The following is a 21256-nucleotide window of genomic DNA, read 5'->3' on the forward strand; positions in this document are numbered from 1 at the left end:
GGCACATCAGCGGGTGTCTCAGCGCGGGCCGAGCGTCCAGCGCGGACCGCTCGGGCTGTCCTCGATGACCAGGCCCGACTGGTTGAGCGAGTCGCGGATGGCGTCGGCGGTGCCCCAGTCCTTGCGGCCGCGGGCGGCCTCCCGCTGGTCGAGGACCAGGCGCACCAGGGTGTCGACGACGCCGTGCATGCTGTTAATAGATCCAGTCTCGCCCCGGTCGCTCTCGCCACCGGCCCAGTGCGGGTCGAGCGGGTCGAGGCCGAGGACGCCCAGCATGGCCCGCACCTCGGCGAGCCGCGCCACGGCGGCTTCCTTGTCGTCGGCGGCGAGGGCGGAGTTCCCCTGCCGGACCGTGGTGTGCACGATGGCGAGCGCCTGCGGGACGCCCATGTCGTCGTCCATGGCCTCGGCGAACGCGGGCGGCACCTCGGCCGCGGGCTCGACGGCGCCCCCGGCCTTCTCCACCACGCGCTGCACGAAGCCCTCGATGCGGGCGAACGCGGACTCGGCCTCGCGCAGGGCCTCGGGGCTGTACTCGATCATCGAGCGGTAGTGCGGGGTGCCGAGGTAGTAGCGCAGGACGATGGGGCGCCACTGCTTGACCATCTCGGAGACGAGGACCGAGTTCCCGAGGGACTTCGCCATCTTCTCGCCGGCGATGGTCACCCAGGCGTTGTGCACCCAGTACTTCGCGAACTCGTCGCCGAAGGCCTTGGCCTGGGCGATCTCGTTCTCGTGGTGCGGGAAGATCAGGTCGATCCCGCCGCCGTGGATGTCGAAGGCGGTGCCCAGGTACTTGTGGGCCATCGCCGAGCACTCCAGGTGCCAGCCTGGACGGCCGCGGCCGAAGGGCGTCTCCCAGGCGGGCTCGCCCGGCTTGACGGCCTTCCACATCGCGAAGTCACGGGGGTCGCGCTTGCCCGCGACGCCCTCGTCGGGCTGGCGCAGGTCGTCGATGTCCTGGTTGGAGAGCTCCAGGTACTCGGGCCAGGAGCGCACGTCGAAGTAGACGCTGCCGTCCGCCTCATAGGCGTGGCCGCGCTCGATGAGGCCGCGCATCATCTCGACCATCTCGGTGATGTGGCCGGTGGCCCGGGGCTCGTAGGTGGGCGGCAGGCAGCCGAGCGCGTCGTATCCGTCGTTGAACGCGCGCTCGTTCTCGTACCCGATCGACCACCAGGGGCGGCCCTGCTCGGCCGACTTCTTGATGATCTTGTCGTCGATGTCGGTCACATTGCGGATGAACGTCACGTCATAGCCGCGGTAGGCGAACCAGCGGCGCATGATGTCGAAGTTCAGGCCGGACCTGATGTGCCCGATGTGCGGGGCCGCCTGCACGGTGGCACCACACAGGTAGATCGAGACACAGCCGTCAGTCAGGGGGCTGAAGTCACGGATCTGCCGGGCGCTGGTGTCGTACAGGCGAATCGTCACCACTCCAGGGTAGTGGGCGCAGGACAGTGCCCCGCGACCCCTAGGGCCACAGGGCACGGAACTGTGACGTTGCGGCGGCTCAGATGCTGCCGACGACCTTCCGCGCGGAGACCCGGACGACGACCCGCTCGGCGTCGTCCTTGGACCCCGGGTTGAACTCGGCGTACTTCTTCCCGGTGTACTTCAGCGACAGCTCGTCGATGAGCTCCTGCCCGCCCTCGGTGGTCAGCTCCGCGGTGCCGCGGATCTCCGCGTACGTGTACGGGGCGTCGAAGGGCTGGAGCAGCACCGTCACGCGCGGGTCGCGCCGCAGGTTCCGCTCCTTGCGACGGCCGATCGTCGTCGAGAACAGCAGGTCGTCGCCGTCCCGCTTGACCCAGACCGGGGACACCTGGGGGCTGCCGTCGGGCTGGATGGTGGCCACGGTGATGAAGACGGGGCCGTCGAGAAGCTGCTTGAGCTGGTCGGACAGTGCGGCGGACATGGACCTCACTCCTTACATGGGCGACTGGCTGTACGAGGCATACGCCACGTACGCGCCATACGACTACCCCGTTACCGGCCTCAGGCCGACGTGCGTACGACCAAGGCGGTGGCGACCGCCGCGAGGCCCTCACCGCGGCCCGGGAAGCCGAGGCCGTCGGTGGTGGCCCCGGAGACGGAGACGGGCGCGCCCGCGGCCTCGGAGAGCACCTTCTGCGCCTCGTCGCGGCGCTTGCCGATCTTGGGGCGGTCGCCGACGACCTGCACGGCGACGTTGCCGATGGTGAACCCGGCGTCGCGCACGATCCGGGCGGCCTCGGCGAGCAGCGTGAGCCCCGACGCGCCGGACCACTCGGGGCGCCCCGTGCCGAAGTGCGCGCCGAGGTCGCCGAGGCCCGCGGCGGAGAACAGCGCGTTGCACGCGGCGTGCGCGACGACGTCGGCGTCGGAGTGCCCGGCGAGCCCGGGCCCCTGGTCCTCCCACTTCAGGCCCGCGCACCACAGCTCGCGGCCCTCTTCGAAGGCGTGGATGTCGGTGCCGATGCCGACCTGCGGCAGCACGAACGGGGGTGTCTCAGAAGCCATCGTTGGCCCTCCTGCGTGCGAGAACGGCTTCGGCGAGCACGAGGTCGAGGGGCCGCGTCACCTTGAACGCCTCCTCGTGCCCGGGCACCACGACGACGGTCTCGCCGAGCTGCTCGACCATGCTCGCGTCGTCCGTGACGTTCTCGGTGACGCTCTCGTGGGCGCGCACCAGAAGGGCGCGGTCGAAGCCCTGCGGGGTCTGCACGGCGCGCAGCCTGGCCCGCTCGGGGGTGGCCACGACGGGCTCGGGCTGCCCGGCCTCGCGCGGCTCGACCTGCTTGACGGTGTCGGTGAGCGGCAGCGCGGGCACGACGGCGGGGGCGCCGTCGCGCACGGCCTCGATGACGCCGTCGACCGTGTCGACGGGCACCAGGGGGCGGGCCGCGTCGTGCACGAGCACGATGTCGATGCCGTCGGGCAGCGCGTCAAGACCGGCCCGCACGGACTCCTGTCGGCTGTCGCCGCCGGGCACGACGAGGAAGTCGGTGCGCTCGGGCAGCGCATGGTCGTCGAGGAGGGTCTTCACCTCGGGGGCGCCGTCCTGCGGTGCCACCACCACGACGAGGGAGACGGCACGGGATTCCGCCATGGCGCGCACGGCGTGGATGAGCATCGGGGTGCCGTTCAGCGCGCGGAGTGCTTTGGGGGCGCCAGGGCCGAGGCGCACGCCCCGTCCTGCCGCGGGAATGACCACCGCGGTGCGGGATTCGCTAGACATCGGTTCCGTTCAGGTTTGTGTGCTCGGCCGACATGGGTATGGCCACAGCGTGCCGGGTGCGACACCTCGACCGGACCCTTCCGTGACATCTGGTCGAATCAGCTGCCCGGGCCCGGCACACCAAACACGGCTCCCCCGGGAGCCGCTCACATGTCTGCCTGGGGACGGCTCGGCACTCGGTGCGCACTGGGTACGAGAAATACCTACGGGAAAAATCTGGGTACGAACATGCCGCAGCGCCCGGCGACTCCGTAAAGGGTCAGCGGGCACCGCGGCATCATTGCGCCAGGACGGCCGGGGCATGCACCTCGTGGCATGCTCCCCGTGCCGAGAGTCAGGACGCGAGAACCTCGTCCAGCAGGGCCTCGGCCTTGTCCTCGTTGGTGTTCTCCGCGAGGGCGAGCTCGCTCACCAGGATCTGACGAGCCTTGGCGAGCATGCGCTTCTCGCCGGCGGACAGTCCGCGCTCGCGCTCCCGACGCCACAGGTCACGCACGACTTCCGCGACCTTGATGACATCGCCGGAGGCGAGCTTCTCGAGATTTGCCTTGTAGCGACGAGACCAGTTCGTGGGCTCCTCGGCGTACGGCGCGCGCAGTACCTCGAAGACCCGGTCCAGTCCATCCTGACCGACCACATCACGCACGCCGACGAACTCCGCATTGTCCGCTGGCACACGCACCGTCAGGTCGCCCTGGGCGACCTTCAGCACCAAGTAGGTCTTGTCCACGCCTTTGATCTGGCGAGTTTCGATGGCCTCGATCAGCGCGGCCCCGTGATGGGGATAGACCACGGTGTCGCCAACCTTGAACGTCATGTGACAGGTACCCCTTCCGTGGCTATCCATCCTAACACGAGAACCGCCTCTTCTGAATGGCGTTTTCGCAGGTCAGGGCATATCTCGGGGCTTGACAACAGCAACAGGAACGTGCTGCGCAGGGGTGGCGGAACGGGGTATTCGCAGGTCGGAGCGGCTCTCCGGGGAGGCAGAAACACCCACGTTACGTACCCCTCAAGAGCGCCTCAAGAGGTCGAACGTCCCGTTTTGCCAGGTTCCAAGCGGTGAACTTCCGCTACTCCGTTCGGTGGACGGAGAGGCGTACGGAGCGATGTCCATGACGATTCCGGAATTGATCAAGGCGCCCGAAGATCAATTCTCCGAACCCCCATGCATTCCTTACGGGAAATCCGCAAGGCGGGTCCGGAGAGCGCTTGACGGCGCTTATGTGAATGATGAACGAGAGACGTCCGAGGGCAATGGGGCGGACGGGGCGCGAGAGGAAGATCGGGGCCCGCGCGGACCCGGTGGCGCGACGCCGGGGAGCGCAAGGGGCGGGTCGGGTGCGGTGGCGCGGGAACGGCTCGGTAACCTAAGCGCGCTGACACACCCTTAGGGCGGCTTTACGGCCGTCCGCCCCTCCCGTACCGCCCACGTTCAAGGAGTTGCCGCCGCCGTGAGCCGCAGCCTTCGACGCGGCGCAATCGCCGCTTCCGCCATCGCGTTCTCGCTCGCCTCGCTCGCCGCCTGCGGCGCCGGCAACAACGCGCAGACGATGGAGGTCAAGCCGGACAACGCCGCGACCTCCGTCGGTGACATCAAGATCCAGAACGCCATGGTCATCACGCAGCCGGACCTGGAGTCCAAGGGCCCTGCCGTGGTCTCCGCGACGGTCTTCAACAACGGCCGCACCGCCCAGACCCTGGACTCGATCACGGTCGACGGCACCGCCAAGAAGGCCAAGATCACGCCCGGCAAGGACGACAAGAACTCCAAGCCGGAGGGTCCGCTGACCATCCCGGCCGGCGGTTCCGTCGTCATCGGCGGCAAGGACAACGCCTCCGCCGTCCTGCCCAGCAGCCGTGAGGCCATCAAGGACGGCAACGCGCAGAAGGTCACCTTCGCCTTCAGCGAGACCGGTGACGTGGCGCTCCAGGCGTTCGTCGTGCCCGCCGAGAGCTACTTCTCCAAGTGGGGCCCGAGCGAGCTGCCGCAGGCGCCCGACGGCAAGCCGTCGAAGTCCGGCAAGCCGTCGGAGGGCGCCTCCACCAACCCGTCGGGCAAGCCGTCCGACGGCGCGTCCACCAACCCCTCGGGCGAGGCGGTCGACGGCGCGAACACCAACCCGTCCGGCGGCGCGAGCACGGACCCGTCCGGCGCGGCCTCGCACGGCGCGGGCACGGGTACCGGCGCCGAGCACTGAGCCGACGTACGTACCCGTACGAACGCGTACACGTACGAAGGAGGGCGGCACCCCCACCGGGGTGCCGCCCTCCTTCGTCGTACGTGCTGTGCGCGTGCTCTTTACGGCTCGAACTTGTAGCCGAGGCCGCGGACCGTCACCAGGTAGCGCGGGGCTCCCGGGTCCGGCTCGATCTTGGCGCGGAGGCGCTTGACGTGGACGTCGAGCGTTTTGGTGTCGCCCACGTAGTCGGCGCCCCAGACGCGGTCGATGAGCTGCATGCGGGTCAGGACGCGGCCCGCGTTGCGCAGGAGCATCTCCAGGAGGTCGAACTCCTTGAGCGGCAGGTCGACCTTGGAGCCGGAGACCGTGACGACGTGGCGGTCCACGTCCATGCGGACCGGGCCCGCCTCCAGGGCCTGCGGTGCCACCTCCTCCGGCTCGCCCCTGCGGCGCAGCACGGCGCGGATGCGGGCGACCAGCTCCCGCGAGGAGAAGGGCTTGGTCACATAGTCGTCGGCTCCTATTTCGAGGCCGACCACCTTGTCGATCTCGCTGTCCTTGGCGGTGACCATGATCACCGGGACGTTGGAGCGGCTGCGCAGCTGGCGGCAGACCTCGGTGCCGGGCAGGCCGGGCAGCATCAGGTCGAGCAGGACGAGGTCGGCGCCGTTGCGCTCGAATTCGTCGAGTCCGTCCGGGCCTGTCGCCGCGATGGCGACTTCGAAGCCCTCCTTGCGGAGCATGTAGGACAGAGCGTCGCTGAAGGATTCCTCGTCCTCGACGACGAGCACTCGGGTCACGGAAGGACCTCCGGGGCAGGAATGGGTTCGTACGTAGTGGTCTCGTCGGACGGCGCGGCGTCGGTGTCATCGGCACCGGCCCCGCCGCCGTGACCTGGTCCGCGGTCGCGGTGCGCGGCCGCCTCGGGCAGCCGCAGGGTGAAGGTGGAGCCCTGACCCTCGGAGCTCCACACGGTGACCTCCCCGCCGTGCGAGGCGGCCACGTGCTTGACGATGGCGAGGCCGAGGCCGGTACCGCCGGTGGCCCGGGAGCGGGCCGGGTCGACGCGGTAGAAGCGCTCGAAGATGCGCTCCTTGTCCTTGTCGGAGATGCCGATGCCCTGGTCGGTGACCGCGACCTCGATGAGGTCTCCGCCGGGCACGGTGACCCGGCGGGCGGCTATGCCCACTCGGGTGCGGGCGGGGCTGTAGTTCACGGCGTTCTCGACGAGGTTGCCGAGCGCCGCTGCGAGCTGGCCGCGGTTGCCCCAGATCTGGAGGTCCGCGGTGCCTCCGGCGGCCATGGTGATCTGCTTGTGGGATGCCTGGTGACGGCTGCGGTCGATCGCCTCCGCCACCAGTTCGTCGACACGGACGGGTTCGGCGTCCTCCAGGGGATCGTCGTTCTGCACCCGGGAGAGGTCGATCAGCTCCTGTACGAGGCTGGTCAGGCGGGTCGCCTCGATCTGCATGCGGCCCGCGAAGCGCTCGACGGCCTCGGGGTCGTCGGAGGCGTCCATGACGGCTTCGGAGAGGAGACTCAGGGCGCCCACCGGGGTCTTCAGCTCGTGGCTCACGTTCGCGACGAAGTCACGGCGGACCGCCTCGATGCGGCGGGCCTCCGTGAGGTCCTCGACGAGGAGGAGCACGAGCCGGGAGCCGAGCGGCGCCACGCGCGCGGAGACCGCGAGGGCCTCGCCGCGGCCGGTGCCGCGCCGGGGCAGGTCCAGTTCGACCTGGCGTATCTCTCCGTCGCGGCGGGTGTCGCGGGCCATCTGCAGCATCGGGTCCACGGCGAGCTTGCCGCCGCGGACCAGGCCCAGCGCGTACGCCGCGGAGCTCGCCTTGACCACGCTGTCCGCCTCGTCGAGGACGACGGCGGAGGAGCGCAGTACGGAGAGGACGGTGTCGACGCCGGGCGGCAGGACGGGGTCCGTGTGCAGGGAGGTCCGGGTGGGGCGTTTCTGGTCGCGCTCGCTCCAGCGAAACGCCAGCATGGCGATCACGCCGGTGCACACCCCGGCGATCGCTGCCGCTGCGGCGACCGCCGCGTTCACGTCCATGCATCCAGGTTATGCGCCCATTGAGCGCCGGTCACAGCCATACGAGTGCCGCCTCGAACACTCGTCGCCCAGAGTTCACCGAGGGGACGGATCCGGTTCATTTCCTCCGATCGGGCCGGGTCGGGCTCCGGCGGGACCGCCGTCCCCCGTCGCCCACAGTTCACCTTGATGACGGTGGTGGTTCATTTGGGGTGCCGGAAACGGACGCGTCCGGGCCACACCGTGGGAGCGTAGGGGCCAGCCCCCTGAGACGTACTAGAGAGGGACAGCCACATGCGGGACGCGTACCACGAGGAACTTGACTCGATCGGCGAGGGCCTGGTCGAAATGGCCCGCCTTGTCGGGTCCGCGATCGGGCGCGCCACGACGGCCATGCTCGACGCCGATCTGAAGATGGCGGAGAGCGTGATCGCCGCCGACCAGAAGGTCGACGACCTGCAGCACGACCTGGAGGCGCGCGCGATAGCCCTGCTCGCGCGGCAGCAGCCGGTCGCCACGGACCTGCGCATCGTCGTCACCTCCCTGCGGATGAGCGCCGACCTGGAGCGCTCCGGCGACCTCGCCCAGCACGTCGCCAAGCTGGCCCGGCTGCGCTTCCCCGACTCGGCGGTGCCGCGGGACCTGCACGCCACGATCCTGGAGATGGGCCAGCTCGCGCAGCGCCTGATGGCGAAGGCGGCGGAGGTCATCATCACCAAGGACGTCGACCTCGCGCTCCAGCTGGAGCAGGACGACGACGAGATGGACCAGCTGCACCGCACGCTCTTCCAGCACCTGATGGACGACCGCTGGAAGCACGGCATCGAGACGGCCGTCGACGTCACGCTGCTCGGCCGCTACTACGAGCGCTTCGCGGACCACGCGGTGTCGGTCGCCAAGCGGGTCGTGTACCTGGTCACGGGCGAGCACGCGGACGAGATCCAGCCGACGGGGGCGCCCGTGGAAGGGGCCTAGGTCCTTCCTGAGCAGGCTTCACACGCGCGTGTGCCCCGCACGACCACGATCCTCGGCGTGCGGGGCACACCTGTGTCCGGGGTCAGCCGCAGCCGCCACCGCACTGGCAGGAACCACCGGACTGGCAGCCGCACTGGCAGCCGGGGCCGCAGCCGCAGGAGCCGAGCAGGGCGAGCACGGGCAGGTGCTGCACGTCGGCCGGCGGCTCGGGGACGGATTCGGGCATGGGGGACACGGCCATGGTCTCCTCCTCGAAGGCGTACTGGCGTACTGCCTGATGCCCATTCCATGCCCAGCATCGAGGGGCGCGTCAACGGCGCACACGCGCGCGGGGGAAGGGGGAGTGCCGCGGCGCACCACGCGACCCCGCGACGCCCGTGCGCCCCACGCAAAACCCCTTCCACGCCCTTCACAGGAATGCCTTAATGTGAGCGTGCTGTGACGGGGGTTCAAGTCCCGGGCGTCTGACCTGGGTTCTTCATATGTGGGGGTCACATATCGTGCGTACGCGCACCATCTCGACCGCGACGGCGCTCGCGGTCCTCTTCAGTTCCGCGGCTCTCGTCGCGGTGACGTCGGGTCCGGCCGCCGCCGACTCGGCCAAGCTCCTGAACGTGAAGTCGACGGGTGACGTGCTGGTGGACGGGGAGCACCGGCGCGTCTACGTGTCCGATCCGCGTGGCGGCAAGATCGTCGTCACGGACTACACGGGCACCGTCAAGGCGACCGTCGACGGGCTGCCGGACGTCGACGGGCTGGCGCTTTCGCCGGACTCCCGCCAGGTGTACGCGGCGGTCTCCGGGCTCAACCGGATCGTCTCCGTGGAGACGTCCACGTACACACAGAGCGCGAGCTACGCGCTGGACGGCGCGGAGAAGCCGCGCACGCTGGCACTCGCGAGCGGCAAGCTGTGGTTCGGCTACGGGCCCGCCGCCGCGGGCGGCATCGGCTCGCTCGACCTCTCCGGCGCCGAGCCGGTCGTCGCGCTCGGCCAGGACGGCGACGCGAGCTTCTACTCCGCCCCCAAGCTCGGCTCCGACCCCGACTCGGGGGTCCTGGTCGCCGGTGAGCAGGACACCAGCAACGACACCCTGACCGTGTACGACGTGTCGGGGCCGAAGCCGACGACGGTCGCCAGCAAGTCGGTGGAGGGCGGCTCCTTCGACGACATCGCGGTCTCCCCCGACGGGACGCAGGTCGTGACGGCCAGCGGCTCCCCGTACTACCACCCGGTGTACTCCACCAAGGACCTGTCGCCCCTGGGCCGTTACGACTCCGGGGACTACGGCGCCGCCGTGGACATCGCGCCCGACGGCACCGTGGCGGCGGGCACCGACTCCTGGTACCGCCCCGACGTGCACATCTACCGGCAGGGCCAGTGGGCCAAGGTGCGGGAGTACGAGTTCCCGAACACCGGCAACACCAGCGGCGGCGACACCCTCGCCGAGGGCGGCCTCGCATGGGCGCCGGACGGCAGCAGGCTCTTCGCGGTCTCCTCCAACAGCGAGGGCGTCTACTCGCTGCGGGTCCTGAACGACCCCGCCAAGTCCCTGCCGAAGCTCACGGTCACCGCCCCCGAGAAGGCGTCGCGGGCCAAGTCGCTCACCGTCAAGGGCAAGCTCACCGGGGCGGGACTGCCCGCCGGAACCCCCCTGACGGTCACCCGCACGGACATCGAATCCCCCTCCCCCGGCAAGGCTCTGCCCCCGGCGAAGACCAAGGCGGACGGATCCTTCTCCTTCAAGGACACCCCGCCCGCGGGCGGCAAGGTGACGTACAAGGTCGCGTACGCCGGTGACGCCACGCACGCCGCGACGTCGGCGTCGGACACGGTCGAGGTCTCCCGCTCCGCGACGAAGCTGACCCTGAACAAGAACGGCAACGTCTACTCCTACGGCGCCGACGTCTCCTTCACCGCGCACCTCGGCAGCACGTACAAGAACCGCACCGTCGAGATCTGGGCCGACCCCTACGGCGGCGACAAGCCCAACAAGCTCATCAAGAAGGGCAAGGTCAACTCCCGCGGCGACCTGTCGGCGACGGTCGACATGAAGCGGGACACGACGGTCACGGTCGTCTTCTCCGGAGACGCCCGCCACGCCTCCAAGAAGGCCAAGTCCACGGCGTACGCCAAGGTCAAGATCTCCAGCGCCGTCTCCCAGCACTACAAGACGGCCAAGATCGGCTCCACCAAGTACCACTACTTCCACAAGAACACCGAGCCGGTCCTCACCACCACGATGACCTACTACAAGGGCCGCAAGCAGCGCTTCGAGGTCCAGGTCTACGGCCCCGACCGCAAGTGGCACTCCGCCGGCTCCGAGTACTTCAAACTCGCCCCCGACGGCTACTCCGCGGTCCGCCTCGACGCCCCCGGCCAATCAGGCATCCGCGCCCGCATCCGCTCCTCCTACGTGAACGCCTCGTCCGGCGACACCGTCAACTCGACGACACACGGGGCGTGGAAGTACCTGAACTTCACGCGCTGAGCCAGATGGCCGTTCCGGCCCGGGATGAACGTTTTGCCGCCAACCAGCGACAACTGGCCTTCCTGAACAGTGCGTTCACGCTACACAGGAAGGCCAGAACGTTCCGTCGCGCCTGATGGGAGGGCTGGTCGCGGTGATCCTGACGATCAATGTGGCGGTTCTACTGGCTGTGATCATCGTCCTGCGCCTGCGCAGGCGCACCCAGGCCAGAAAACGAACCGACGAACAACTGACCGTGGTCATCGTGCTGGTCTTCGGCGTACTGATCGCTCCTACGGGGTTTGGGCAGTGGATCTTGGAGACCACGGGCCAGCTCGCCCAGGGCGTCACAGAAGCAGCCACCCCCTGACCCGCACCAGGCGTGCGGGTCAGGGGGTGGGTGTGTTGTTCGGTGGGGGCTACTTCTTCTTGCCCTGGTTCTTATTGGGGGCTCGGGGAGGGCAGCGTTTCCATGGCCCGTGCGGTGCTCTGCAGTACCTGTGTCGCTGGTCGCAGTTGATCACTGCTGAGCGTCCTCGAACGGACCCGAGACAGCCCCGGGATTATGGGAGAGCTGGATCGAGGGCTCAACAATACTGGCCAGCACCCAGGCGACGCGCATCATCTTCGATTGCCAGGCCTCGCTGATGTCGCGCCTCAAGACCGGCAACGGGCATGGCAACGGCGCCGAGTCACTCGTGGAGGCATCTGGTTCCTGACACGAAGTCAGCGGAACGAACTGGAGCCGAGGAACGGCATATATCGTGCTCGGTGCTCGGCCTCTTCGTCCAGTCGATCGCGGCCGTCGATCTCCGTCGCCTCGACACCTTGGCCTTCGGCTTCCAGGACAGCGCTGACCTGGCACTTAAGCTGAAGTGGCGTCCGAGAAGAGCCATTGACCCCGTACCGAGTCGACAACTCACGCTCTCGGCTTGGGAAGCTTGGGTAATCTACCGGCGTCTACCGCTATGGCTTACGGCCGGACGGATGCGGCGTCCGCCCTGGACTCCCTCTAGATCTGACACGGACCTGGGATGCTCCTTGCTGATCCCATGTCAGGCGCCCCCGGAGTCGACCGGAGTGGATGGACTCGCATGCTGAACCTACTGCCCGTCGCCGGCCCTCCAGGGGTCCCGGTCCGCAGCCTGATCCCAAGCATGCGCACGTTTTCCCTCTTCTCACCCCATCTCGGGCTCAGTCCCGGTAACCTCCTTCTATGCAGTCAGACGGGCTGGCGAAGCTCCAGAAGGCAGAAGAGTTTCTGACCGTTGCTGACACCGCACTGGCATGCGAATTTTTTGACGCCGCCGTTAGCCTTTCAGTCTCGGCAGCCATTAATGGCTCCGACGTCCTATGCATCGAGATGCTAGGAAGGTACTCCACTGGGAAAAGTCATGATGAAGCCCTCTCGCTACTACGCAGATGCGGAGTTGCAGGCACATCCGTGTCACGCCATCTACAAAAGATTTTGAAATTGAAATCGAAAGCGCAATATTCGCCCGCGCGCTGCCGAAGGAAAGAGGCCGAGGACACCTACAAGCAGGCAGAAAGATTAATTGACTTCATGAAGACTTGGGTAAAACGTGATCAATGATGGGCGGAGCTAGAGTTCAATGACCAGGTGTTTCGTGATCGGCCCCATCGGGAACAAGTTCGCACCAATCGGAGACCTGGGCCGACAGGTCTACGAAGATTCCCTTCAGGTATTCGAAGAGGTCATCCAGGCCGCCTGCCAACAGGTTGGAATCGACCCCATTCGAGCCGATCAGATCGCCGTGGCGGGAGAGATTACAGAACAGGTATTTCGCCACATCTACGAAGATGACGTGGTGATTGCCGACGTCAGCGGGGGTAACCCCAATGTACTGTACGAGCTTGGACTTCGGCACACAACAGGGAAACTCACCATCCAGATTGGCGAGTTCGGCCAGCTGCCTTTCGATGTGAATACTATCCGCACAATCCAATTCTCTCGATCTCCTCGTGGATTGATTGACGCTCGAACGCAACTTGAGAGAGCACTGCAGGCAGGGATGCACGATGGCCAGGACCCGCTGACGGCCACTCGGGTCCTCCAGGAGGTGCGGAGCGGGAAGTCGGATGTCACCCTCCCGAGCCTAGAAGTCGCCATGGAGGGTGAGGTCGAGGAGGAAACACCTGGCCTCTTGGAGAGAATGGATGAAGTCGAAACCGGCATGACCTCAATGACTGAGGATGCCAATCGAATTACGGAAGCCATCGAAGAAATCGGAATGGTCACCGAATCGGCAGGTTCCGAGATGACGAAGGCATCTCAATCAGGCGCCGCAAATAGCACGCGCCTTGCACTCGTAGCCAAATACGCATCCGAGATCAAGGACCCAGTCGAAAAACTGGAGACATCATCCAACGACTTCGCCAGTCATATGGAATCCATCAATGATGGTGTTCTGGCCATGCTGCAAGTAATTCAAAGTTCGACACCTGAAGATCGCCCTGAAGGCTCCGATGACTTCCTAGATCAACTGATTGCCATGGCGGAATCATCTCGGGACGGAATGGAGGGGCTGAACTCCTTCGGCGAAGCCGCCGAAGGGATGGGTTCTCTCAGTCGACAGCTTCGGGGACCTGGAAAAAAAATTGGTAACGCTATCGCTAATATGCGCAAGGCGATGGCAAGCATTGACGCCTGGGAGCGCACTGCGCGTTCCATCGGGAACAAGGTAGACGACTAGCAAAAATATCCGGTGCCGTTCCACTTGATAATTAAGCAGCGTTCGGACTACCTTCAGTGGATCCGCCCGTGGGCAAGAAGAAGTCAATTGAGCGGCCTTGGCTCGGAGCTGCTTTGGGGCGGGGATCATGGCCCCGTATGGTTCCGGCGTGTCGGGCAGTCGTGGACTTGCCCGGTAAAGCACGACGTTGGGGCCATGATCTTAGAGGCTCGCCCCAAAGTGGCTGCGTAAAGCCGTGGAGCCGGCCGCCCCAGCCCACGATGTACCCATTCTCTGAGGTCAGTTGGCTGCTAGCTCGTGTCGCGCGGCCTGGTGGTCCGGGCCGGAGCGGGGCGGAGACAGGAGCGGCGGCCCGGGGAGCCGGGCCGCGCGCGGGGAGCGGAGCGAGCCGCCTTGAAACCAGTAGAGAAAGTTGTAACTCAGTCGGTTGTGTGGGGCTTGAAGTCGTCCAAGTCGTCTACGCAGGCTGGGTGTTCGGCCTCGTTGTGGATCGCTAGCGGCAGGAAGCGCACTGGGCGGAGCGTCCATGTGATGCGGGTGCGGGCGTCGGTGATCGATGCCGTGCAGGGCTCGGCTCGGAGTAGGGCTCTTCTTGTGTTGATGCGGGCCTCGTAGAGGTTGTCCCAATTCTCCAGTGCTGTTGGTGAGTTGAGTGCTGCGATGCACTGCAGGGTGATCGACAGCCTGCCATCGGCCTGAGCCGGGGAGTGTGCGCTGAAGCATGTCGTGAGCGTTGGCCGGCCCTTCGTCGGCACGTCCTCCGTCCAGCATTCGCACCAGAATCCGTGGGTGAGTTCGTCGCTCAGCATGGCGGCTCTCCTGGTGGTGCCTCCACGAAGAGTTCCGCCGTGACCGTGTGGCCGCCGAGGCTGTCGTGGACCACGACCCGGTGGGCGATGAAGCCGACGATGCCCAGGCCTCTGCCGTGTGCCGCCTCCTCGCCCGGGTGCCCGGTCTTCGGGGCCGTCTCCGTGCCGCCGTCGTCTGTGACCGACAGGGCAACCACCTGTGGTGAGACCGCTACTGCCAGGTGGAAGCTGCCGGACTTCTTGCCGCTCGCCGTGTGGAGGATCGCGTTCGCGCTCAGTTCGCTCACGATCAGTTCGGCGTCCTCGGCCAGGGGCGAGCCCGCGAGGATGTCGCGGGTCCAGCGGCGGGCTCTGCTGACCTCTTCAGGGAAACCTGGGCAAGTGAGGCCCCAGACTCGGGCGGTGCTCGTATACTCGTGCATACAAGTTCCTTTGTGCTGGTGGGCCGCCATGTGCAGCGGGTTCGAGCTAGACGAGTTTCACGCCGTCGTGGGCACGGATCGCTGGCGGGGAAGTGGCGTCGAGTGCGTCAAGGACACGGATCGCGTAGGCCTCGTCGGCGAGTTCGGTGACTTCGTCGCGGGTGGCCCAGCGCAGGGCGCGGGTCTCGTCGCCGGTGGTGGGCGTGCCGTCGGCAGTCTCGCAGCGGAAGACCATGGAGACGATCAAGCCCGTCATGTTCTTGTAGATGCCGGTGAGGGTCGCGGGAAGTGTGATCTTGATGCCGGTTTCTTCGAGGACTTCGCGTTGCAGGGCTTCGGGGATGGTTTCCTCGCGTTCGAGGATGCCGCCCGGGGGTTCCCAGTGGCCGTTGTCGCGGCGCTTGATGAGGAGGGCCCTGTCCTGGTCGTCGACGATGACTCCGGCAACGCTCACGGAGTGCGGACGGTCGGTGCTCACGGTCCTTCTCGGCTCCCTCGACATGCCCTCGGATGGCTAGGCTCCACACCGTAGCAACGCGACTCATGCACTTGTCTAGATATCTAAAGGAGTACTCGTGAGCTCACTTCCGGGGCGGCTCGGCGCCGTGGATCCCACCAGTGACCGTGCGGTCTTCCGGCAGATCGCCGACCAGCTGCGCGAGGCCATCGACCGCGGACGGTTCACGGAGGGCGAGAAGCTGCCCTCCGAGGCCGAACTCGTCGAGCACTACGGGGTCTCCCGGATGACCGTCCGGAACTCCTTCTCCGTACTCCAAGGAGAAGGTCTGGTCCACGCCGAGCACGGCAGGGGTGTCTTCGTACGTCCCCGGCCGCCTGTACGACGCCTCGCCTCCGACCGGTTCGCCCGGCGCCACCGTGAGCAGGGCAAGTCCGCCTTCCTCGTCGAGGCCGACGCCGCTGGCGGCCACCCTGAGGTGGACAGTCTGGAGGTCAAGGAGGAGAAGGCCGACCAGGACATCGCCACACGGCTCGGTTCCACGCGGCGGGTTCTCACCCGCAGGCGTCGGTATCTGCTCGACGGGCGGCCGGTAGAATTCGCCACCTCCTACCTTCCGCTCGACATCGCACGGGCTACGCAGATCGCCGAGCCCAACCCCGGCCCCGGCGGCATCTACGCCCGCCTCGAAGAACTCGGCCACCACCTCGACCACTTCGACGAGGAGATCCGCGCCCGAATGCCTTCGCCCGCTGAAGTGCGGACGCTGCGGCTGGCTTCCGGGGTGCCGGTCATTCACCTGATCCGCACCGCGTACGACACAGAGGGTCGGGCGGTAGAGGTCTGCGACACCGTCATGGCGGCGGACGCATACGTCCTGTCCTACCAACTCCCGGCCACCTGATCACTCGGCCGGGCGACGTCATCCCTGGCAAGGGGGCGTACCTCAACTGGCCTGTGGACGGATGCTGTTGACCGTATGGGGTCATCATCGATACCCCTCGAAGAGCCCCAAGTGGGCCCGGCTTGGCCGAGGGAACACGAGGCGCTTGCCATCGCCCTGGACCACGCATGGGTTTCCCTTGCCAGCTCTGTCCACACGCGGGGCTCTCTGGCTTAAGAGGCTCACTATCAGGGGTACGGAGGGGCAAACGAGCTGCGTCGAGGGGCGGCGTGATGGAAATTGCGGCGTTGGTGGTGTCGGTGATGGCGCTGGGTGTTTCCGGCCTCGTGTCCGTACGGCAGCTGCGGCTGACGGAACACGCGAACACGCTCCCGGTCGTGGTGGACCTTTTCCGTGAACATCGCAGCGTGCGCTTGGCCCGGGCTCGGCAAGTCGTGTTCGAGCAACTGCCCACCTGGGATCTGTCCAATGGGATGGAGGCGCTCCCGGAGACCGAGCGGAACCTGATACGTGAGCTGGCCTGGTACTACGACAATCTCGGCGCTCTGATCACGCACGGTGTGGTGGACATCGAACCCGTCTCCGGATACCTGGGTGGATCAGTGATCTCTGTGTGGGAACAGATGGAGCCACTAGTGAGAGTGGAACGAGCCAAGCGGGCGCAGCACGCCCTGCCGGACCCAAACCGCTGGCAGGAGTACTTTGAGAACCTCTACCACCTGGTCCGTGAGATGCCGCCGTCACAGGCGCGAGCACAGACCGACCTGTGGCGACTCTCCCGTCCGTGACAGGTACGGCGCGGCCTATTCACTTGCTGCGGGACTCCTGGAGCTCCAATCAGACGCTCTCCGGCAGAGCACTGACGCTGGAGGTGCACGCCCGCCTCATTTCGAGTAGCCAGGACTTGCCCGGATGGCTCTCGGGCCAGCGTTCTGGCCGCAAGGCTCGGGACCGGGCCCTCGGTGAGCCCAAGACATGAAAATGCCGCTGAGCCGCGCCGCATGCACGACTCAGAGGCATGATCGCGATAGCTACTTCTTCTTGCCCTGGTTCTTGACCGCCTCGATCGCCGCCTTCGCGGCGTCCGGGTCGAGGTAGGTGCCGCCCGGGGTGAGGGGCTTGAAGTTGGCGTCCAGTTCGTAGGAGAGCGGGATGCCGGTGGGGATGTTCAGGCCCGCGATGTCGGCGTCGGAGATGCCGTCGAGGTGCTTGACGAGGGCGCGGAGCGAGTTGCCGTGGGCTGCTACCAGGACCGTCTTGCCGGTGAGGAGGTCGGGGACGATGCCGTCGAACCAGTACGGGAGCATGCGGACGACGACGTCCTTGAGGCATTCCGTCTGGGGGCGCAGCTCGGGCGGGAGGGTCGCGTAGCGGGGGTCGGAGAACTGGGAGTACTCCGCGTCGCGGTCGAGGGCCGGGGGCGGGGTGTCGTACGAGCGGCGCCAGAGCATGAACTGCTCCTCGCCGAACTCGGCCAGGGTCTGGGCCTTGTCCTTGCCCTGGAGGGCGCCGTAGTGGCGCTCGTTCAGGCGCCAGCTGCGGTGGACCGGGATCCAGTGGCGGTCCGCGGATTCGAGGGCCAGCTGGGCCGTGCGGATCGCGCGCTTCTGGAGCGACGTGTGGACCACGTCGGGGAGCAGGCCGGCGTCCTTGAGCAGCTCACCGCCGCGGACCGCCTCCTTCTCGCCCTTCTCGTTGAGGTTGACGTCCACCCAGCCGGTGAACAGGTTCTTCGCGTTCCATTCGCTCTCGCCGTGGCGGAGGAGGATCAGCTTGTACGGTGCGTCGGCCATGACTCCGAGCGTAATCGAACCCCGGGGGGCCTCGCGCGCGCGGGCGCGGGAGGGGCAGCGGAGGGACAGTTGACGGCTCTCGTCAATTGAGTGGCGGGGCGGGACGTACGACCCGTAAGTTGTGCCTGCTGGTTGAGACACTTACATCTTCACGTACGTACCGGGGGAACACCGATGTCGATCACCGCCATGAGACGCGCCCTGCACGAGAGCGTGTCGGGTCTTCCCCGCGCCTTCTGGTGGCTGTGGACGAGCACTCTGGTCAATCGGCTCGGGGCCTTCGTCGCGACTTTCATGGCCTTGTACCTGACCTTGGAACGGGGCTACTCGGCCTCGTACGCGGGGCTCGTCGCCGCTCTGCACGGGCTCGGCGGTGTCGTCTCCTCGATCGGCGCCGGTGTGATGACCGACCGGCTAGGGCGGCGGCCCACGCTGCTGATCGCGCAGTCCTCGACGGCCGTCTCCGTGGCGGTGCTCGGGTTCATGGAGCACCCGGTCGCCATCGCGGGCGTCGCCTTCATGGTGGGCATGGCGAGCAACGCGTCCCGGCCCGCCGTGCAGGCGATGATGGCGGACATCGTGAAGCCCGAGGACCGGGTGCGGGCGTTCTCGCTCAACTACTGGGCGATCAACCTGGGGTTCGCGATCTCGTCGACGGGCGCCGGGTTCATCGCCTCGTACAGCTATCTCGCGGGCTTCCTGATCGAGGCCGCCATGACCATGGTCTGCGCGATCGTCGTCTTCGTGAAGCTGCCCGAGTCGCGGCCCGTGCGCAGCGCCCTGGAGAAGGCGACGGAGCCCGCGGTCGGGCTCGGGACCGTGCTGCGGGACGGGCGGTTCATGGGTGTGGTGGGGCTGTCGTTCCTCGTCGCGCTGATCTTCCAGCAGGGGTCCGTGGGGCTGCCCGTCGCCATGGGCGAGGCGGGGTTCACGCCCGCCGACTACGGCCTCGCGATCGCCGTGAACGGCGTGCTGATCGTGGCCCTGCAGATTCCCGTCACGCGGTTCATCGAACACCGGGATCCGCGGCGGCTGTTGGTGATCTCCTCGGTGGTCGCGGGGTACGGCTTCGGGCTCACCGCGTTCGCCGGGTCGGTCGGGGTGTTCGCCCTGACGGTGTGCGTGTGGACGCTCGCCGAGATCGTCAACGCGCCCACGCAGACCGGGCTCGTGGTGCGGCTCTCCCCCGTCCATGGACGCGGGCGCTACCAGGGCATGTACACGCTGTCGTGGTCGGTGGCCGCCCTGGTGGCGCCCCTGATGTCCGGCTTCATGATCGACCGGTTCGGCGCGGAGTGGCTGTGGGGCGTGTGCGCGGTGCTCGGGATGGTGGCCGCGCTGGGGTACTGGGGGTTGATGCGGGGGCTTCCGGAGGGGGACGGGGAGGTCTCCAAGGTGGGGGCCCAGGCGGAGGCTGAGGTGGAGGCTGTCGGGGGTGAGGCGGTGGCTGTCGAGGACGACTCCGGCGTCAGTGGCTCAGGTTCCGCTGCGCCTCGTACAGATTCCGTGGCCGCACCGCGTCCGTAGTTCCGTACAGCTCCACGCGCGCGTGGAGCTCGCCGGTGAAGTCGGGGACGTCGATCTGGTCGAACTCGCGGACCCTGTTGATGCCCACCGTCGCGCTGTAGGGCGCGAGTTCGTCGATCTTCATCAGGCCCGCGCGCTCGTTGGTGACGCGGATGTTCCAGTGCGTGAAGCGGGCTCCGAAGAGGGGGCCCGCGCTCGCGTCGCCGCCGTGCCGGCCGTTGTTGTCGACGGTGATGTCCGTGCGTACGTTCGCGAACGGCATGCCGCGGTGCGAGTCGAAGGTGCCCATCTCCATGCGGCCGCGCGACCAGACGTTGTACGAGGAGAGGCCCTCGACGTTGATGCCGTGGAGCTGGGTGCCCGCGGGGGCGGGTGTGGTGCGCTCCTCGATCGCGAAGTCCTCGATGAGGTTGTCGTGCGAGCCCTCGCGGCAGAAGTACGGGTGGTGCGAGCCGCGGCCTGCCACGCGGGTGCGGCGCAGGGTGCAGGCGGAGGCGCCGACCAGGCCGAAGCCGTTGTCCACGTGGCGTACGACGACGTCGTCGGCCCAGCAGTCGTACGCGCACTGGAACGTGACGCCGTTGTAACCCTTGTCGAGGAGGTGCGGGGACTGCGGGGTCTCGATCGCTTCGAGGGTCAGGGCCTCGACTCCGGAACCGGTCAATTCCCTTACGTGGGTGGTGAGTCGGGGGTCCCATTCCGGGCGTACGTCGAGGGGGAGCGGCCGTTCGAAGGCGACCCGGCGCTTGGCGCGGTCGACGGCGGCGATCCGTACGGGCCACTCGTAGGGGACGTACGAGGTGAGCTTGGTCTTGTCGTCCCAGGTGTACGCCTCGGGGCCGGGGCCGCCGCCCGCCATGTGTTCGAGGAGCGTGTGGTCGGCGTCGTCGGCGAGGCGGAGCAGGACGAGGTCGCCCTTGCGGAGGCGGGAGGCGTCGGTGACCTCCGCCGACCAGGAGCCGCGGCGGGCGGGGGCGACGGTGGTGAGGGTCTCCCACTCGTCGCGCTTGTTGCCGGTCCAGCCTTCGAAGGGCCACGCCTTGGCCTTGATGGCGGTGGTGAGGGTGTCCCAACGGGCCTGCGGGCAGAGCCAGATGAGGCCTCCGGCCCAGGACCAGCTGGACTTGTCGCCGCCGTAGCGGGAGCCGTAGGGGCCGATCAGTTCGGTGAGGTTCTTCGTGGCGAGGAGGGTGGTGCGGGTGCTGCCCGCGCCGCGCAGGGTGACGTTGTCGTGGGCGATCCGGATGATGTCGTCGATGCGGTAGGTGCCGGGTGGGATCAGGACCGTGCCGCCGCCGGATGTTCCGGCGGCGGTGAGGGCGCGGTTGATCGCGGGGGCCGCGTCGGACGTGCCGTCCGGGCTTGCTCCGTAGTGGGTGGCGTCGAACTCGGACTTGCGGCGGGGGAAGTGGCGGGCGCCGGAGTCGGCTCCCGCGCGGGCCACGTAGGGGATTTGGGGGTGGGTGTAGGGGGTCGCGGTGAACTCTCGCCAGAGGGTGGGGGGTTGGGTGCGGGGCTGGGTGAGGGGTTGGGTCCGGGGCTGGGTGCGGGGCTGGGTGCGGGGCTGGGCTGCGTGTGCGGTGCCGGTGGTGCCGCCGGTGCCGGTGCCGGTGATGGTGGCGGTCGCCGTGACGGCTATCGCGCCGGCCAGTACGTCGCGTCTGGTGGGGTGAGGCATGTGTCGCCGCCTTTCGCCGTGCATGTATGTGAACTGAGTTCATGCTTGCGGTGGGCGGGAGCATG

22 protein-coding genes are annotated in these 21256 nt (G+C 67.5%); 9 read left to right on the top strand and 13 right to left on the bottom strand.

Going from position 1 to position 21256, the window contains the following annotated elements:
- Positions 1 to 18: 18 nt before the first annotated feature.
- The 5 genes from cysS to ACFWZ2_RS18405 form a co-directional block, all read right to left on the bottom strand.
- Positions 19 to 1434 (bottom strand): cysteine--tRNA ligase, encoded by a 1416-nt coding sequence (gene cysS / locus ACFWZ2_RS18385; RefSeq protein ID WP_384546809.1) that lies wholly within the window; start codon positions 1432 to 1434, stop codon positions 19 to 21.
- 79 nt (positions 1435 to 1513) lie between these two features.
- The gene (locus tag ACFWZ2_RS18390; RefSeq protein ID WP_384546811.1) at positions 1514 to 1918 is read right to left on the bottom strand and encodes a PPOX class F420-dependent oxidoreductase; all 405 of its coding nucleotides are present in this window, start codon (positions 1916 to 1918) and stop codon (positions 1514 to 1516) included.
- Between the two features lie 80 nt (positions 1919 to 1998).
- Positions 1999 to 2502 (bottom strand): 2-C-methyl-D-erythritol 2,4-cyclodiphosphate synthase, encoded by a 504-nt coding sequence (gene ispF, locus ACFWZ2_RS18395; RefSeq protein WP_384546813.1) that lies wholly within the window; start codon positions 2500 to 2502, stop codon positions 1999 to 2001.
- Positions 2492 to 3220: a 2-C-methyl-D-erythritol 4-phosphate cytidylyltransferase gene (gene ispD / locus ACFWZ2_RS18400; protein ID WP_384546815.1), complete on the bottom strand. Its 729-nt coding sequence runs from the start codon at positions 3218 to 3220 to the stop codon at positions 2492 to 2494. Before ispD ends, ispF begins: the two co-directional genes overlap by 11 nt.
- 334 nt (positions 3221 to 3554) lie before the next feature.
- Positions 3555 to 4037 (bottom strand): CarD family transcriptional regulator, encoded by a 483-nt coding sequence (locus ACFWZ2_RS18405; protein WP_003953493.1) that lies wholly within the window; start codon positions 4035 to 4037, stop codon positions 3555 to 3557.
- Positions 4038 to 4674: 637 nt separating this feature from the next.
- Between ACFWZ2_RS18405 and ACFWZ2_RS18410 the strand changes: the two genes are divergently transcribed.
- Entirely contained in the window at positions 4675 to 5421 is a 747-nt protein-coding gene (locus ACFWZ2_RS18410) for a DUF461 domain-containing protein (protein ID WP_384546817.1), read from the top strand.
- A gap of 101 nt (positions 5422 to 5522) precedes the next feature.
- Here the strand turns inward: ACFWZ2_RS18410 and ACFWZ2_RS18415 are convergent, their stop codons facing one another.
- Positions 5523 to 6203, bottom strand: coding sequence for a response regulator transcription factor (locus tag ACFWZ2_RS18415; RefSeq protein ID WP_030362171.1), 681 nt, complete (start codon positions 6201 to 6203; stop codon positions 5523 to 5525).
- Positions 6200 to 7465 carry a sensor histidine kinase gene (locus ACFWZ2_RS18420; protein WP_384546818.1) on the bottom strand — a complete coding sequence of 422 codons (1266 nt, stop codon included), beginning with the start codon at positions 7463 to 7465 and terminating at the stop codon, positions 6200 to 6202. Before ACFWZ2_RS18420 ends, ACFWZ2_RS18415 begins: the two co-directional genes overlap by 4 nt.
- A 273-nt stretch (positions 7466 to 7738) precedes the next feature.
- On the opposite strand from ACFWZ2_RS18420, the gene phoU reads away from it, so the two are divergent.
- Positions 7739 to 8419, top strand: coding sequence for a phosphate signaling complex protein PhoU (gene phoU / locus ACFWZ2_RS18425; RefSeq protein WP_384546820.1), 681 nt, complete (start codon positions 7739 to 7741; stop codon positions 8417 to 8419).
- A gap of 82 nt (positions 8420 to 8501) precedes the next feature.
- On the opposite strand, the gene ACFWZ2_RS18430 is transcribed toward phoU, so the two are convergent.
- Complete coding sequence (locus ACFWZ2_RS18430; protein WP_384546822.1) at positions 8502 to 8660, bottom strand: hypothetical protein; 159 nt, start codon at positions 8658 to 8660, stop codon at positions 8502 to 8504.
- Positions 8661 to 8919: 259 nt separating this feature from the next.
- On the opposite strand from ACFWZ2_RS18430, the gene ACFWZ2_RS18435 reads away from it, so the two are divergent.
- From ACFWZ2_RS18435 to ACFWZ2_RS18450, 4 genes are all read left to right on the top strand, one after another.
- Positions 8920 to 10908, top strand: coding sequence for a WD40 repeat domain-containing protein (locus ACFWZ2_RS18435; protein WP_384546824.1), 1989 nt, complete (start codon positions 8920 to 8922; stop codon positions 10906 to 10908).
- A 115-nt stretch (positions 10909 to 11023) separates the two neighbouring features.
- On the top strand, positions 11024 to 11257 hold the full coding sequence (locus tag ACFWZ2_RS18440) for a hypothetical protein (RefSeq protein WP_384546826.1): 234 nt from the start codon (positions 11024 to 11026) through the stop codon (positions 11255 to 11257).
- A gap of 846 nt (positions 11258 to 12103) precedes the next feature.
- Positions 12104 to 12481, top strand: coding sequence for a HEPN domain-containing protein (locus ACFWZ2_RS18445; RefSeq protein ID WP_384546828.1), 378 nt, complete (start codon positions 12104 to 12106; stop codon positions 12479 to 12481).
- Positions 12482 to 12515: 34 nt separating this feature from the next.
- Complete coding sequence (locus ACFWZ2_RS18450; protein ID WP_384546830.1) at positions 12516 to 13601, top strand: hypothetical protein; 1086 nt, start codon at positions 12516 to 12518, stop codon at positions 13599 to 13601.
- Positions 13602 to 14020: 419 nt separating this feature from the next.
- Here ACFWZ2_RS18450 and ACFWZ2_RS18455 read toward each other — a convergent pair whose 3' ends face one another.
- The 3 genes from ACFWZ2_RS18455 to ACFWZ2_RS18465 are packed head-to-tail and all read right to left on the bottom strand — an operon-like array spanning position 14021 to position 15286.
- A complete protein-coding gene (locus tag ACFWZ2_RS18455) occupies positions 14021 to 14410 on the bottom strand; it encodes a hypothetical protein (RefSeq protein WP_384546832.1) in 390 nt (129 codons plus the stop codon).
- The gene (locus ACFWZ2_RS18460; RefSeq protein WP_384546834.1) at positions 14404 to 14832 is read right to left on the bottom strand and encodes an ATP-binding protein; all 429 of its coding nucleotides are present in this window, start codon (positions 14830 to 14832) and stop codon (positions 14404 to 14406) included. The genes ACFWZ2_RS18455 and ACFWZ2_RS18460 overlap by 7 nt, the downstream gene beginning before the upstream one ends.
- A gap of 46 nt (positions 14833 to 14878) precedes the next feature.
- The gene (locus tag ACFWZ2_RS18465; RefSeq protein WP_384547048.1) at positions 14879 to 15286 is read right to left on the bottom strand and encodes an NUDIX hydrolase; all 408 of its coding nucleotides are present in this window, start codon (positions 15284 to 15286) and stop codon (positions 14879 to 14881) included.
- A 121-nt stretch (positions 15287 to 15407) separates the two neighbouring features.
- On the opposite strand from ACFWZ2_RS18465, the gene ACFWZ2_RS18470 reads away from it, so the two are divergent.
- Both ACFWZ2_RS18470 and ACFWZ2_RS18475 read left to right on the top strand, forming a co-directional pair.
- On the top strand, positions 15408 to 16193 hold the full coding sequence (locus ACFWZ2_RS18470) for a GntR family transcriptional regulator (protein WP_384546836.1): 786 nt from the start codon (positions 15408 to 15410) through the stop codon (positions 16191 to 16193).
- Between the two features lie 272 nt (positions 16194 to 16465).
- Positions 16466 to 16981, top strand: coding sequence for a hypothetical protein (locus ACFWZ2_RS18475; RefSeq protein ID WP_384546838.1), 516 nt, complete (start codon positions 16466 to 16468; stop codon positions 16979 to 16981).
- A gap of 243 nt (positions 16982 to 17224) precedes the next feature.
- Here ACFWZ2_RS18475 and ACFWZ2_RS18480 read toward each other — a convergent pair whose 3' ends face one another.
- Positions 17225 to 17986 (bottom strand): phosphoglyceromutase, encoded by a 762-nt coding sequence (locus tag ACFWZ2_RS18480; protein ID WP_384546840.1) that lies wholly within the window; start codon positions 17984 to 17986, stop codon positions 17225 to 17227.
- A gap of 174 nt (positions 17987 to 18160) precedes the next feature.
- Here ACFWZ2_RS18480 and ACFWZ2_RS18485 point away from each other — a divergent pair, with 174 nt between their 5' ends.
- A complete protein-coding gene (locus ACFWZ2_RS18485; RefSeq protein ID WP_384546842.1) occupies positions 18161 to 19513 on the top strand; it encodes an MDR family MFS transporter in 1353 nt (450 codons plus the stop codon).
- On the opposite strand, the gene ACFWZ2_RS18490 is transcribed toward ACFWZ2_RS18485, so the two are convergent.
- The gene (locus tag ACFWZ2_RS18490) at positions 19455 to 21191 is read right to left on the bottom strand and encodes a glycoside hydrolase family 55 protein (protein WP_384546844.1); all 1737 of its coding nucleotides are present in this window, start codon (positions 21189 to 21191) and stop codon (positions 19455 to 19457) included. The two genes, ACFWZ2_RS18485 and ACFWZ2_RS18490, sit on opposite strands and share 59 nt — an antisense overlap.
- Between the last annotated feature and the right edge of the window lie 65 nt (positions 21192 to 21256).

Origin of the sequence: Streptomyces sp. NPDC059002, assembly GCF_042740435.1 — a bacterium.
GTDB lineage: Bacteria > Actinomycetota > Actinomycetes > Streptomycetales > Streptomycetaceae > Streptomyces.